The sequence below is a fragment of the Chryseobacterium sp. BIGb0232 genome (assembly GCF_024810195.1).
In the GTDB taxonomy this organism is placed as follows: Bacteria; Bacteroidota; Bacteroidia; order Flavobacteriales; family Weeksellaceae; genus Chryseobacterium; species Chryseobacterium pennae.
The window spans coordinates 75,031-89,521 of the sequence record NZ_JANUEH010000010.1 but is presented as its reverse complement, the minus strand read 5'-3'; the positions used below and the strand labels follow the sequence as shown (position 1 = coordinate 89,521).

General features: G+C 35.5%; 15 protein-coding genes. 10 read left to right on the top strand and 5 right to left on the bottom strand.

The genetic code is table 11. The features are described 5' to 3' along the window. Positions 1 to 79 precede the first annotated feature (79 nt). The 5 genes from M2372_RS19350 to M2372_RS19330 all read left to right on the top strand — a co-directional run bounded on the left by M2372_RS19350 (position 80) and on the right by M2372_RS19330 (position 5,509). Positions 80 to 748 carry a hypothetical protein gene (locus M2372_RS19350; protein ID WP_123320355.1) on the top strand — a complete coding sequence of 223 codons (669 nt, stop codon included), beginning with the start codon at positions 80 to 82 and terminating at the stop codon, positions 746 to 748. Between the two features lie 95 nt (positions 749 to 843). Then, positions 844 to 2,775 carry a hypothetical protein gene (locus tag M2372_RS19345; protein ID WP_228455756.1) on the top strand — a complete coding sequence of 644 codons (1,932 nt, stop codon included), beginning with the start codon at positions 844 to 846 and terminating at the stop codon, positions 2,773 to 2,775. Further along, a complete protein-coding gene (locus M2372_RS19340) occupies positions 2,776 to 4,014 on the top strand; it encodes a hypothetical protein (RefSeq protein ID WP_123320357.1) in 1,239 nt (412 codons plus the stop codon). A 19-nt stretch (positions 4,015 to 4,033) separates the two neighbouring features. Continuing rightward, positions 4,034 to 4,372, top strand: coding sequence for a DUF6122 family protein (locus tag M2372_RS19335; protein WP_185018872.1), 339 nt, complete (start codon positions 4,034 to 4,036; stop codon positions 4,370 to 4,372). 66 nt (positions 4,373 to 4,438) lie between these two features. Continuing rightward, positions 4,439 to 5,509 (top strand): calcium:proton antiporter, encoded by a 1,071-nt coding sequence (locus tag M2372_RS19330; protein WP_115968372.1) that lies wholly within the window; start codon positions 4,439 to 4,441, stop codon positions 5,507 to 5,509. Between the two features lie 63 nt (positions 5,510 to 5,572). Here M2372_RS19330 and M2372_RS19325 read toward each other — a convergent pair whose 3' ends face one another. Continuing rightward, positions 5,573 to 5,953 (bottom strand): group III truncated hemoglobin, encoded by a 381-nt coding sequence (locus tag M2372_RS19325; protein WP_123320358.1) that lies wholly within the window; start codon positions 5,951 to 5,953, stop codon positions 5,573 to 5,575. A 142-nt stretch (positions 5,954 to 6,095) separates the two neighbouring features. Between M2372_RS19325 and M2372_RS19320 the strand changes: the two genes are divergently transcribed. From M2372_RS19320 to M2372_RS19310, 3 genes are all read left to right on the top strand, one after another. Then, positions 6,096 to 7,067, top strand: a complete 972-nt coding sequence (locus tag M2372_RS19320) for an ion channel (RefSeq protein ID WP_123320359.1) — start codon at positions 6,096 to 6,098, stop codon at positions 7,065 to 7,067. Beyond that, positions 7,068 to 7,556: a YkgJ family cysteine cluster protein gene (locus M2372_RS19315; RefSeq protein WP_123320360.1), complete on the top strand. Its 489-nt coding sequence runs from the start codon at positions 7,068 to 7,070 to the stop codon at positions 7,554 to 7,556. It begins immediately after the preceding gene. 238 nt (positions 7,557 to 7,794) lie between these two features. Next, positions 7,795 to 8,112 (top strand): hypothetical protein, encoded by a 318-nt coding sequence (locus M2372_RS19310; protein WP_115968366.1) that lies wholly within the window; start codon positions 7,795 to 7,797, stop codon positions 8,110 to 8,112. 44 nt (positions 8,113 to 8,156) lie between these two features. Here the strand turns inward: M2372_RS19310 and M2372_RS19305 are convergent, their stop codons facing one another. From M2372_RS19305 to M2372_RS19290, 4 genes are all read right to left on the bottom strand, one after another. Next, positions 8,157 to 8,525, bottom strand: coding sequence for an iron chaperone (locus M2372_RS19305; protein WP_123320361.1), 369 nt, complete (start codon positions 8,523 to 8,525; stop codon positions 8,157 to 8,159). 131 nt (positions 8,526 to 8,656) lie between these two features. Continuing rightward, complete coding sequence (gene gdhA / locus M2372_RS19300; protein ID WP_123320362.1) at positions 8,657 to 10,015, bottom strand: NADP-specific glutamate dehydrogenase; 1,359 nt, start codon at positions 10,013 to 10,015, stop codon at positions 8,657 to 8,659. Positions 10,016 to 10,205: 190 nt separating this feature from the next. Continuing rightward, positions 10,206 to 11,315 (bottom strand): DNA-processing protein DprA, encoded by a 1,110-nt coding sequence (gene dprA / locus M2372_RS19295; protein ID WP_123320363.1) that lies wholly within the window; start codon positions 11,313 to 11,315, stop codon positions 10,206 to 10,208. A gap of 32 nt (positions 11,316 to 11,347) precedes the next feature. Then, positions 11,348 to 12,115, bottom strand: coding sequence for a rhomboid family intramembrane serine protease (locus M2372_RS19290; RefSeq protein ID WP_115968360.1), 768 nt, complete (start codon positions 12,113 to 12,115; stop codon positions 11,348 to 11,350). 249 nt (positions 12,116 to 12,364) lie between these two features. Here M2372_RS19290 and M2372_RS19285 point away from each other — a divergent pair, with 249 nt between their 5' ends. Both M2372_RS19285 and M2372_RS19280 read left to right on the top strand, forming a co-directional pair. Continuing rightward, positions 12,365 to 13,291 (top strand): DUF3078 domain-containing protein, encoded by a 927-nt coding sequence (locus M2372_RS19285; RefSeq protein WP_123320365.1) that lies wholly within the window; start codon positions 12,365 to 12,367, stop codon positions 13,289 to 13,291. Positions 13,292 to 13,515: 224 nt separating this feature from the next. Further along, the gene (locus M2372_RS19280; protein WP_123320366.1) at positions 13,516 to 14,439 is read left to right on the top strand and encodes a DUF3078 domain-containing protein; all 924 of its coding nucleotides are present in this window, start codon (positions 13,516 to 13,518) and stop codon (positions 14,437 to 14,439) included. Positions 14,440 to 14,491 lie beyond the last annotated feature (52 nt).

Below are 14,491 nucleotides of genomic sequence, written 5' to 3'. Positions count from 1 at the left end.
CTATATTATATACAAAAAGCCAAAGGTTGTAAGGGTTTAAGGCCAGAATTGAGTAATTTTGTGGTTTTTAAACCCAATCATGAAAAATTTTCTTAAATTATTTCTTCTATTTACCCCTTTGTTATTCCTGACAAGCTGTTTCGATATTCTTGATAAAGTGAATATAAAAGCTGATGGTACAGGAGAATATACCATTATTCTTAACGGTAGTAAGAGTAAAACAAGACTGGCATCCATCTCTAAAATGGAAACCATCAATGGGAAAAAAGTTCCAAAAAAAGCTGAAATTGAAAGCAAGATCAATGAAGCTGCAAAAATTTTTAAAGGAACTCCCGGAATCAGCAATGTAAAAACATCAATTGATTTAGATAATTATATCATTAAACTGAGCTGTAATTTCAAAAAAATTGAAAACATTAATGCAGGCCTCGAAAAGCTGAAAGCTCAGAAAATATTGGGTAAAATGACTCCCACACAAGTCTACAGCTATAATCTTGAGAAAAAGACATTGACAAGAAACAAAGTCAATACCTTCAAAGAAGATTACGATAAGATGAGTAAAGCGGATAAGGAAGTCTTTAATGATGCACGATATACTTCAGTCATGCAGTTTGAAAACGCTGTAAAATCACAAACAAACAGCTCTTATGCGCTGTCTCCAAATAAAAAAGCACTTAAACTGGAAGCTGACATTCTGGATCTTATCCTTCAGAAAAAACAAATACAAAACACAATTCTTTTTCAATAAATTTCTAAACTATAGTCATGAAATCTATCTTATTAAAAATACAAAAAATTATTCTCGTACTCTTTGGCTTTACATTGGTTTTTGCCCAAAATAGTATGAAAATACCGTCTGATGCCGTATTCTATATGGAAGTCAACGGAAAACAGCTTAATAATAAAATCAATTGGGATAAGCTGAATCCTTTGTTACATGAACTTAGCAAAAAAAGTAAAGAAAAACCAACATGGACAGACTATTCCAAAACAGGAATTAAATACGATGCTGTTCAGTATCATTATGCAAGCTTTAATGACTCCATAAAGACCTACAATACCCATTTTATCATTGATAATAAAGAAAAGTTCCAGCAGTTTGTTAATTCTATGAAGAAAAAAGGGCAGGAAGTTTTCAACAGAAAAAACTATTCTTATGTAGATATTGATGATGATATTTTTGTAGCCTGGAATGGAAGCCGTGCAGTTCTAAGCCTGATCAGTTATACCAAACCATATAAAGATCTTTGGACTGAAGAGGCTGTTACAGATAGTACAGCTGTTGCCGTTGCTGATTCAGCTGCCGTTGCAGTAGATGCTTATGCTGATGAACCGGAAAAGCCTTTCAACTATAAAGATGAAATCAAAAGTCTGAAGGAAGATATTAAGTATCTGAAAGAAAGCATTAAAGATAATAACAACGAGATTGCAAGAATTCAGAAAGATATCAAATACCTGCAAAAACATCACAAATATCCTGCAGAAAAAGAAAATGCAGAGAATCCTGAATACGAGGGAGAAATGCCGGAAGAAGGTGATGAAGAGTATGAAAAAGCCTACAAGAAAGAACAGGATTCTATCCGCAGAGAAGAATTCAAAGTTGTTCAGAAGAACGCAGAAGACAGGTTTGACCAATATTTCAGTTCAAATTTAGACATTGAAGTTCCTAAAGAAATGCTGTCATTCAGAGATGCCAATTCCGATGTTTTTGTTTATACAGACTACGGCAGAATTGTAAATGAAGGAATCTATGGCAAGATGACAAAGTATTATGCCTATGGACAGCTTTTCAAAAATATGTATAATTCTAACTATTCCTACAACCTGTATTTTGATAAAGACAAAGTAAGATTAGTTAACAATTATCAGCACAAAAATACAGACATTCAAAAGAATATTTCAGCGATCTATAAAGGAAAGAAAAACAAAAAACTGCTGGAACTTATCAATGAAAAAAGCGTTGGTTATTATGCGATGAATGTAAATGGAGCAAAATGTTTCGACATGATGTACAGCCTTCTTCAGAATTCCGGAGAAAATGATTACAAAAAAGAAATGGAGCTCATTATGGAAACCATGAAAATTATTCTCGATGAAGAAGCCATTACCAAAATTGCTCCAGGAAACGGAATTTTTGTTTTGAATGAATTAAAATCCAAAAAAGTAGAATACACAGATTACGAATACGATGCTGATTTCAATGAAAAGGAAGTAAAGAAAACCAAAGATATTGCTGTTCCTAACTTCACTTTCGCTTTTGCAACAGAGAACGAGGGCTATTGGAACCGTATTTTTGATTTACTGACTACCAATAAAAAACTGTCTAAAAGATTCTCTAAAAAAGGAAATCTATACACTTTTAAACAAGAAAAAGACGGAGGATATATTGATCAGTTATTCTTTACTGTAAAAGATGGAGTGGTATATCTGATGAGCTCTGCAGATAATATTCTACCGGTAAACCAATCTGATATTTCCAGAAAATGGGCAAAAGATTCTGCTAAATATCCTTTATCCGGAAGGCTCGATATTCAGAAGCTTTTAACCGGTTTAGATAAAGAATTCAAAAGCCCTAAAGAAAGAAAAGCATTAGATGCTATCAAAAAAAATGTAGGGGAACTGTATTATAAAACTGAAGTAAAAGGAGAAAGCATCCAGACTGAAATGAATTATAATATCAAAGATACTTCAGAGAATAGCTTGATGTATTTCTTTGATGTATTCGACCAGGTTTTTAAAACAAAAGAAACAGAAAAGCAGCCCCAAATCTTATAGATGAAAAAAAAGAAGATTATTGTCCCGTTACTTTTATTATTCGCTGTTGCGGTATATTTTGTGGTTTTTTATAAAGATAAAACCCTCAGATATATTCCGGAGAACGCAGATGCAGTTGTTTTAATTGATAGTAAGAAACTAATGGGACAATACCTCTTCAGTTTAGCCACACACCCTTCAAGCTGGTCCGGAAGCGATACGAAAAGTGAAAGTTCCCCTTCATTCAAAGATTCAGGAATCAGAATTCCGGATTTTTTGCAGGTATTCCATATTAAAGATACTAAGTTCTCAGAGTGGTATAGCGTTTTAGAACTTAAAGATCCTCAAAAATTCATTGCTTTTTTAAAGAAACAGAAGTTTGCAGATAAAGGAAATAGCCGCTTTCAGAAGGATCAGGTTTTCTTGATGATAAAAGGAGATCATTGCATTGCAGGAACTTCTGAGCTTGCTTTTGAAACTGTTCAAAAACAACTTTTCCATACTTCTACAGCTCCTGTTTGGAATGCAGATCAGTTTATTCAAAATACATTGGGAAGCCTTTCTTTTATCTCAGGACAGAAAACTCAAAATTTTTCTATTGAATTACTTGATGACGAAATTGAAATCAAAAATAATTCAAATCAGGAAGTTTTTAATTCAATTGCTTCAAAACTTCAGAAAGGAAACAATTTTCTGGAAATGGAATTAGACCAGGAGAACCTCAGAAAATTCTCATATTTTTTGGATAAAGGGATGGCAGATTCTTTACAGGCTACTTCTTTTAAAGCCACTGCAAATCTCGAACAGGTCAATGATACCATCATAAGTTATGAATATGATGACAACTTTAATGAAGTTGAAAAAAAAACCTTTCAAAAGATTGTACAACCTAATTATAGTATTGAAATTCAAAGTAAGGATCCTGAAAGAGCATGGGGGTATTTCCAATCTAAAAAATGGATTAATGGAGAAAACCAATTCACTCAAATTCCTTTTCAACCTAATAAAATTAGCCAAAATAGTGAAGGTGTTTTTATAAAATCGACCCGAAAATCGGTATTATCATCACCTCAATTACAAGAAAACTATGTCATAGTCAGAAACAGTACGCTGTTGTATTCTTCTTTAAAAACACTGAGTAACAAAGAGAAAAAAATCATTTCTGATATCGATTATGTGCTGTATGGGAATAAATCACAGGATTATTGGGTGAAAATAAAAGCGAAAAAAGGAGATTTACCCTTAATTTTACGGTGGTAAATGATAAATATATCCATTAATGGCTCCATCAGAAATTGCTTTGCTCAAAACGTGTACACATTATTTTTTACATCTTGTGTTTCCGGTCTTTATAGCACTGGTATTTTATCCTAAAAACTGGAAGAAAGTATATCTTATTTTGTTGGCTACAATGCTGGTAGATCTGGACCATCTTTTTGCAAATCCTATTTTTGATCCATCAAGAGAAAGCATCGGTTTTCATTTTTTACATTCTTATTATGCCATTGCGGTGTATTTTTTGCTGTTATTTTTTAAAGGAAATGTCAGAATTGTTGCCATTGGGTTGTTGCTTCACATGTTGACAGATTATCAGGACTTTAACTTCTGGCCTCATTAAAATATTATTAATATTTTCTTTTGATATTGAAAATATTATAGATTTTTTGTATTTTGTAGTCACTATATGAGACTTAAAGAACTTTTACATTACACCTATATTTTTCCTGTCCTTGCGGTAGGTTACTACTTTTCCGGACTGATGGGGAATGGCGTTATTTATGATATTATTGCAGGTATTTTACTCATTGGGAGTGTTTTATCGGCAGTTCACCACGCAGAAATGGTGGCTCATAAAGTAGGAGAGCCTTTCGGTACCATTATCCTTGCCCTTTGTATTACTATTATTGAAGTTGCGCTTATCATCTCACTGATGGTTGCCGGCGGAGATCAGGCGATCACGCTGGCCAGAGATACCGTTTTTGCCGCTGTTATGCTTATTCTTAATGGTATTTTGGGAATCTGTATATTGGTGGGCGGCGTTAAATATCATGAACAGTTCTTTGCCAGAACTTCTGCTACCACCTATTTGGTGAGTACGGTTTCAATTCTTATTCTTACGCTGGTTCTTCCTAACTTTACTTCAAGTGTTAATGGACCATTCTACAACCAGGCACAGCTTATTTTCGTATCTATTGCCTGTCTGGTCATTTATGGTGTTTTCCTGATGGTACAGACGGTGAGACATAGAAGTTATTTTATAGTTCCCGATGAACATCCTGAAGCACATTATATTCCTACATTAACTAAAACACTGATCAGTTTTGGCTTTTTAGTTGTTTGTCTGGTCATCGTTGTTTTAATGGCAAAAGGACTTTCTGATACTATTGAAGGAATGGTACAGAGTGTAGGGGCTCCTAAATCTTTAGTGGGAGTAATCATTGCTGCTGTTGTTCTTCTTCCCGAAGGCGTTGCAGCCATACGTGCCGCAAGAGCCAATCAAATCCAATCCAGTTTAAATCTGGCATTAGGTTCAGCACTGGCAAGTATCGGATTGACGATTCCTGCGGTTTCGGTAGTATGTATTATGTATGATATACCATTGGTACTGGGATTAGATAAGAAGGATATTATTCTGCTTTCCCTTTCCGTATTTATCGTAATGCTTTCATTGAGCCGTGGAAAGACCAATATCCTATATGGAACTGTACTATTAGTGAACTTGGCGGCGTATATCTTTACCGTAATTGTTCCTTAAGAGAGAGAGACCTTAGTATGAATTTCATATCCTGGAACTCGAATTCCGAAAACCCGGAACTCGCTAAAGTCTTCTAGCCAGCTCCATTTTAAAAGCCATCAGTTTGGCAATATTCTCAGATTTGTAAATCGCCATATCAGCGTTTTCACCTACAAAATTCTCCTCAATGGTTGTTCTCCATAGCTCAAGCCATCTGTCGAAGTGCTTTTGCTCCATAGCCTGTATTTCATTAATCGGAAAATGTACACCCATTGGATTTCCCTTGTAGGACATCTGCCCAAAAAGAATAGACTCCCAAAACGAATACATTTTTGGAAGGTGTTTGTCCCAGTCAACTTTCGCAATATCATTGAAGAAGAAACTGATAGCTTCATCCTTTACTACTTTGGTGTAAAATGAATTAACCAGGTGTTCAATGTCTTCTCTTGATTCAAGCTTTTTCATATCCCAAATTTACTGTAAAATCAAATTGGATAAGTAATGAATCGATTGATAAAATTCATGAAAACAATATTTTATCTTTGTATCCGGAAACGGAGGAAGATTAATGTTGAGTAATTAAGTGATTCAAAACAAATGATATAAAATGACAAGAGGATTCAGAAAAAAGATCCGCCAGAAAAACACTGAGAACAGTGGTTTCGGAAGCAATGCCTCAGGAAGATTCATCAATAAAGATGGTCTCCCGAATGTAAAAAGAACAGGTGTGAATGTTTTCAACAGCCTGAGCTGGTATCATACCATGCTGAATTTGTCTTCATTTCGTTTTATTTCATACCTCGTTGTAGCGTATATTCTGATCAACCTCATATTTGCAATGATTTATTACCTGATAGGAGTGGAGCATCTTACAGGGATAGATAAAAGCGATCCGTTGAATGAATTTATTGATGTCTTCTTTTTCAGTTCTCAGACATTTACTACAGTAGGGTATGGAAGAATAGCTCCTGTAGGCTTTTTGGCCAGTTTAGTGGCTACTTTTGAAGCTTTTCTGGGATTGCTTACCTTTGCCATTGCAACAGGGCTTTTCTATGGGAGATTTTCAAGACCCAGGGCTTATTTAAGATTTTCTGATATTGCAGTGATTGCCCCTTTTGAAGAAGGAACAGCTTTAATGTTTAGATTAGCACCTTATAAAAACAATGCGCTGACAGACGCTGATGTTATTGTATCTACAGCCATTGAAGTGATTGAAAATGATGTTCCCAAAAACAATTTTTATAGATTGGAAACACAGTTAAGTAAGATCAATACATTAGCTCTGAACTGGACTGTTGTTCATAAAATAAATGAAAGTTCGCCGTTTTACGGCTTCTCTGAAGCTGATTTTAAAAGTACGGATATCGAGATTATTGTTCAGGTGCGGGCATTTGATGAAGTATTCTCCAATACAGTGGTTCAGAGATCTTCGTTTGTGACAGGAGAAATTGTATACGGAGCGAAATTTGTCACGATGTATTATCCTGATAAAATGAATCTTGCTACCATTTTGGATCTGGATAAGATCAATGAATATCAAGAAGCTGAACTTCCGGAACAGCCAGGAAATAAAGAATAAATGAATTTAGATTTTTATAGAAAACAAGCTTTACAAAAGCAGAAAGAACATAAGAAATTTCTGGACGGATTAAAGAAAAAACCGCCCAAAAACCTCGATTATATAGTACAGGAAACTCATGATGAAGTTTTTGATGAAATAGACTGCTTACAGTGCGCCAACTGCTGTAAAACCACGGGGCCGTTATATACTGAAAAGGATATTGAGCGTATTGCGAAGCATCTGCGCATGAAACAAGCTGATTTTGAAGCTAAGTTTTTAAGAGTGGATGAAGACAATGATAAAGTGCTTCAGAATCTTCCATGCTTTTTCCTGAATAGTGACAATACCTGTTCTATTTATGAAGTAAGGCCAAAAGCCTGCAGAGAATACCCTCATACAGACCGTAAAAAGATTTACCAGATCAATAACCTGATGTTGAAAAATACAGTAATTTGCCCAGCTGCTTTTGAGTTTGTAGAAAAGATGATGAAGAATATAGCGAAGTAATCCTGAGGATAGAAAGGGAATCCTTGTCAAGGTTTTAAACCTTGACGAGGATGAAGAAAAAATCTCCTCAAACCAACAAATATTCCCATATCCAGCTTCGGTTTTCCTATAAAATCATCCGAATTATTTTTTGTAAATTCTTCTTAAAAAATGATAAAGTACGTTAAATAAGAAACTTACGTATAATTTTTTTAAATGATACCCCGTTTAGGTTAAACAATCATTTAAATATTACATTATGAAAAAGTTATTTTTAACGGCCGCGTTTACATTAGTCGGAGTAATTGCAGTATCGGCTCAAACACAAACTCAGAAGCCTGCCGAAAGTACGACTAATAATCAAACAACAACTCAGACACAACCGCAGACATCAGAAACCAAAAGTGATTGGAATTCTACCACCACTACAAATGGACAGAATCAAAGTACCACTACAGCAGAAGCTTCAACAGCTACACCAGCAGCAGAAGCCACTGTAAGTACAGGAACTACGATGGAAGCAACAAAACCTGCGGAAGCAACAAAAGAAGGAAAGAAATCTAAAAAGAAAAAGTGATAATACTTTAACAAACACTAGTCAGAATCCTGGAATCTTGTATTTCAGGATTTTTTTTGTTCAATTTCTGTGATTCTGAATGTTACAATCTTCTGAATCACATCCAATGGAATATCTTCCTCTATCGGAAATTGTACGGCCCCTTTGGAAAACTTGTAATTTCTCTCTTCAAACTCTTTTTCAAAATTTTTGATTCCTTCAGCTCCGGGATAGAATCCGATATGTTTTTTATATCCCGCAAAATAAACAAGAGGTTTTCCTTTATACTTAAAGGCAGGCATCTGATAACCAATGTACTCTTCAAGATCCGGAACCTGGGAATGGATAGCCTTTCTCAGTTCAATAAGTTTGCCCTGAACGGTAATGGGAAATAAAAGGATATAATCATCAATATTTTTAAAGGTGTCTTTCATACCTATAAAAATAAAAAAAGCGCTGCATATAGCAGCGCTTTCTCCTTTCACTTTTTACTTTTTTCCCATTATCCCGGGAACAGGCTATATCAAAAAAGGTCGGGATTTTTCCCAACCTTTATTATTTTATGTTACACAACTCCTTGAGCCAACATTGCTTCTGCTACCTTTACGAAGCCGGCAATATTTGCACCTTTTACGTAGTTTACATAACCGTCTTCGTCTTTTCCGTAGTCTCTACAAGCTTTGTGGATACCGATCATGATTTCCTTTAATCTTGCGTCAACTTCTTCAGAAGTCCAATTAAGACGGATAGAGTTCTGAGTCATTTCTAATCCTGAAGTTGCAACACCTCCAGCGTTGGAAGCCTTACCAGGAGAGAATAATACTTTATTGTCTAAGAAGTAGTTGATTGCATCAAGTGTAGAAGGCATGTTAGCAGCTTCAGTTACACAAAGACATCCATTTTCAACTAATTTTCTTGCATCATCTAAATCTAATTCGTTTTGAGTTGCAGAAGGGAATGCTACATCACACTTCACTTCCCAAGGACGTTTTCCAGCGTGGAATTCAGCAGATGGATATTTTTTAGCATAGTCCTCAGCTCTGTTGTTTCCAGAAGATCTAAGTTCTAATAAATAATCAATTTTTTCTCCGCTGATACCGTCTTTATCATAGATATATCCATCAGGACCAGAAAGTGTTACCACTTTTGCTCCAAGCTCTGTTGCTTTTTTGATAACTCCCCAAGCTACGTTTCCGAAACCTGATACCGTTACTGTTTTTCCTTGGAAATTCTGTCCGATAGTCTTAAGCATCTGCTCAGCAAAGTATACTACTCCGTATCCTGTAGCTTCAGGACGGATTAATGAACCTCCGTAAGCAAGACCTTTACCTGTAAGAACTCCGGTAAATTCATTTCTGATTTTCTTGTATTGTCCGAATAGGTAACCGATTTCTCTAGCTCCAACACCGATATCTCCTGCAGGTACGTCTGTTTCAGGACCGATGTGCTTACATAATTCTGTCATGAAAGCCTGGCAGAAACGCATTACTTCCATATCAGATTTACCTTGCGGATCGAAATCTGAACCTCCTTTACCACCACCCATTGGAAGAGTAGTCAAAGAGTTTTTAAACACTTGTTCGAAAGCTAAGAACTTAAGAACTGATAAGTTTACAGTAGGGTGGAAACGGATTCCTCCTTTGTATGGACCAATAGCAGAGTTCATTTGGATTCTGAAACCTCTGTTAACCTGAATCTCTCCTTTATCGTCAACCCATGGAACTCTGAAGATAATAATTCTTTCAGCTTCAGCCATTCTTTCAAGCAGCTTCATTCCGGTATATTCTTTTCTCGTAGCAATGAATGGAATTACAGTTACGGCAACTTCTTTTACAGCCTGTAAAAATTCCGGTTCGTTAGGATTTTTTGCTTCAATTTTTGCAATAAACTCTTGGATTTTCTGGTCAATATTATATTGTTCCATATATTAAGGTTGAATATTATTGTCAACAAATTTAATTTTTTTTTCAAGATTCACAACACTCTATTTCAACATTGTTAAAAATTAAATAATAATGTTTTGAAATATTATTAAATTAATAATTTATGATTAAAATTTATTAAAAATGAAATGTTATGTATGAAATAATGCAGTATTAAGAAATCGTTAATTCTTAAATTGCGATAAATTGCCTCCCGGAAAATGATTTTACTTTCCCTAAAAGCTCCAATTCTAAAATTATCGGTAGGATTTTGTGTGAAGAAACTACAATTTTCTGTACCAGATCGTCCAAGGATATCTGTGGATTCTGTTTGATGAATTCATAGACTATATTTTGATTATCAGTTAATTGTATTGTCTCTTCACTGTAAGGAAAAAGCTCTTCAATTTTTTCTTTGGGATTGTTCAGTCCCAGCATACTGATAAGATCTTTTAAATTTGAAATAGCCGTTGCTTTGTTCTGTAAAATCAATTGATTACAACCCTGGCTATAAATATCAGTGATCTTTCCCGGAAGGGCAAATACTTCTCTGTTGTAATCGTTGGCAAACGTTGCTGTACTTACAGATCCGCCTCCAAATGCTGTTTCCACTACGATAGTGGAAGGAGATAAACCCGCTACAATTCTGTTCCTCTGGATAAAGTTTTCCCGATCCGGCTTTCTTGCCGAATTAAATTCTGTTAACAAAATGCCACCGTCCTGAAGAATTTTCTCTGACAGTTTTCTGTTTTTGGAAGGGTATAAAAACTCAAAACCATGCGCAAGAACAGCAATAGTAGGTTTATGGGTCCGAATGGACTGTTCATGAACTTCTTTATCCACTCCCAAAGCAAGGCCACTTACAGAGACATATTTTGAAGATTGAGTGGCATCAAAAAAGTCTCCAATGAATTGTTTTCCATATGGAGTCATGTTACGGGTTCCTACAATGCTTATCTTCTGAAGAGAATCATCAATGTTTCCCTTCTGATATAGAATCGATGGAGAATCAATACATTCATTAAGTAAGGCGGGGATTTCTTTAAGGTGTCTTAGCCTGATATGGATATTGTTCTTTTTACAGAATTCAAGCTCCTTTTCGGCAAATTTGAGATGCTCTGTATTCCCGATATCAGAAACTGTTTTTTGTCCTATTCCCTCCAGTTTTTTGTACTCTTTTTTTGCTTTTTTCCATGCATTTTCTGCATTTCCGAAGGTTTTTACAAGTTTATGGAAATTGATATCGCCAATCTGGCTGCATTCGCGGAGAGCGATGGCATATAAATATTCTTCAGAGATCATGTGTGTTTTTTCCAAATGTAGTGAAATAAGTTTTATTTTTTCCTTAATTCATCCAAATGATCCCAAATATCATCTCTTTTTTTGTACGGCAATTCAAGAAAATCTTCCGGGTGATTTTCTCTGTATTCCTGCCAGAGTTTATCATCTTTTTCACTATAATAGTTAGGAAATTCCCAGATGAATTTTTTCTTTTTTTCTCCTATATTTTTAAAAGCAAAAGCTATGATACTTCCTACAACAGCTCCGGAAAGGTGGGCCTGCCATGAGATTTTGCTGGGTTCCTGCATATTATAAAACAGTTCTTCAGGAAGCATTCCCCAGACTAAACTGCCATAATATAATACAACGAGTAAGGAGATGGTCAGAAGCTTTGTATTCCATTTAAAAACTCCGCTGAAGAATAAGAAAAAGGCTAATACATATACGACACCACTGGCTCCGATGGTGCAGGTGTACATATACTCACCCGTCATAATGTCTATAGGAGGAAGGATCCATACCAAAAGCCCGGTTGCAATCCATCCAATGAAGAAAACTTTATTGGCCACCAATGGATAAAACTGAAAGAGAAGAAACATCAGTGCAGCAATGGGAATAGAGTTTCCTATGATATGCTCAGTATTTCCATGTAAAAGAGGAGAGGTAATAATTCCTAATAGTCCTTCAGGAACAAGAGGAATAATAGCTCCGAAGCAACTTCCAAAAAAGCCGTGCATCTGTAAAAAAAATCCGAACCACATTGCGGAAAGCATCAGCAAAGGGTATAAAACCGCTCTTTTGGAAATTACATTTTTAAACATAGTGATTGTACGTCAAATCAAAAGCCAATGATAAATTTCGGAAAATTTGTCGATGAATCCATTTCTATTAAACTGATTTTAAGACAAAAGGTATCAAATTTAACTTTTGAACCGATTATTTTGGCATCAATTTTATTGAAGTATTTTGTTGTCAGCGAATTGAAACTGGAAAAAATATATTGTTTAAGGCTAAATTTACCTTTAAAAAAAATTATATTAATATTTTTGCATTGAAAATTATTTAGAGTAATGAAGAAGTTTTTATTGATTCTTTCCATATTTATGGGGATTTATGCAAGTGCACAAGAAGAATTGAAAAAAGATTCAGTAGTGGTAGACACCGTGAAATACTGGTCGGTACTAGGAAAAAACACGGTAATGATTAATCAGGCAGCCTTTTCGAATTGGGTAGGAGGAGGAGCCAATAACGTAGGTTGGCTTGCCGGTGCCAATTATAATATCACCTATGAAAAAGACAATGATCTTTGGGAAAATATTATTATCCTTGGCTATGGTCAGAATGATACGAAAGGATTGGGCATAAGAAAAACTCAGGATGTTATCAATCTCTCTACAAATTATGGGCGAAAATTTTCCAAGAGCTGGTACTTTTCTTTAGGGGCAGGTCTTCAGTCTCAGTTTGCACCAGGATATGAGGATGGAAATAATCCTGAAGCAAAGAAAATTTCAAACTTTATGGCTCCTGGTTATATGAACGTCGGGATGGGTATCACTTACAGGCCCAATGACAATCTTACAGTGACCTTACGTCCTACCAACGCCAGATGGACCTTTGTTCAGGATAAAGAGCTTCAGTTTGCAGGAAGCTATGGTTTGAAAAATGATGGTGATTCTTCTCTTTTCCAGTTCGGTTTCTTGGGAACAGCAATATATAAGATAAAAATTATGGAAGATGTTCATTTAACCAATACAGCTTCGGTCTTTTCAAATTACCTGGATCGTCCGGACAGGCTCGTACTGGCTTATGGAGCACTTCTGAATCTAAAGGTTAACAAATATATTTCATCAAATATCTCACTAGACTTACTGTATGATCATAACCAGATTGAAAAAACACAGTTAAAGCAAACGTTGGGAATTGGCTTTGCTTATACGCTGGATAATGGTGTGAAGCGTTCTGACCGTAAAGACAGCCAGTGGTGGATCAAAAAATAAATAAACAATATTCATATCATAAAAGCACTTCAGTCATGAAGTGTTTTTTTGTTTTTTAAGTTTCCGGTTTTAAGTTGCTTTAAGTTTGGTATGTGCAGGTGATTGGTTAAATGGTTTGTTTCCATGATATTGTCTTGATAATTTTGACGTGATTCAATTCATTTTAAAGTGAATTTTATTTTAGCGTAAATTATTATTTATACATTTGTAGGAAATCGTTAATTATGAAAAAAGTTTTATTAATCGCTTCCATTTCTTGTGGGGCTATAGCCATGGCTCAGGAAACGAAAACAGATGCTCCTGCTGTGGATACTATTAAAGCCTGGTCTATTCAGGGACAAAATACATTAATGCTTAATCAGGCAGCCTTTTCGAATTGGGTAGGTGGTGGAGCCAACAACGTAGGGTGGCTTGCCGGGGTTAATTACAACCTTACTTACGAAAAAGGCAAAAATCTTTGGGAAAACATTATTATTCTAGGGTATGGACAAAATAACACCCAAGGTACTGGAGTAAGAAAGACTCAGGATGTGATTAATCTGTCTACCAATTATGGGCGGGAGTTTGCTAAGCACTGGTATATCTCCGGGGGTGTTGGGTTTCAGACTCAGTTTGCTCCAGGTTATGAAGATGGTAACAATCCTGATGCAAAGAAAATTTCAAACTTTATGGCACCAGGTTACTTGAGCGTTGGGGCAGGGGTTACCTATCGTCCCGATGATAATCTTACAGTAACGCTACGTCCTGCGAATGCCAGATGGACCTTTGTTTTGGATAAAGATCTTCAGAAAGCAGGAACTTACGGACTTAAAAATGATGGAGATTCTTCTCTATTCCAGTTCGGTTTCCTGGGAACAGCGATGTATAAGCTGAAAATTATGGATAACATCACTTTGCTTAACACAGCTTCAGTATTTTCAAACTACCTTGATCATCCGGAAAGACTTGTTCTTGGATATAGCGGAGTTTTAAGCATGAAAATCAATAAATATATTTCTACAAATGTAACCCTGGATCTGTTATATGACCACAATCAGATATGGAAAACCCAGTTAAAACAGACACTAGGCGTTGGTTTGGCTTATAATTTTGATAACGGAAAGAAACGTTCAGATAATAAAGACAACCAAAGCTGGTTAAAGAAATAAAACGGGATTAGACCATTTTAAAATAAAAAAGCACTTCAATTTGAAGTGCTTT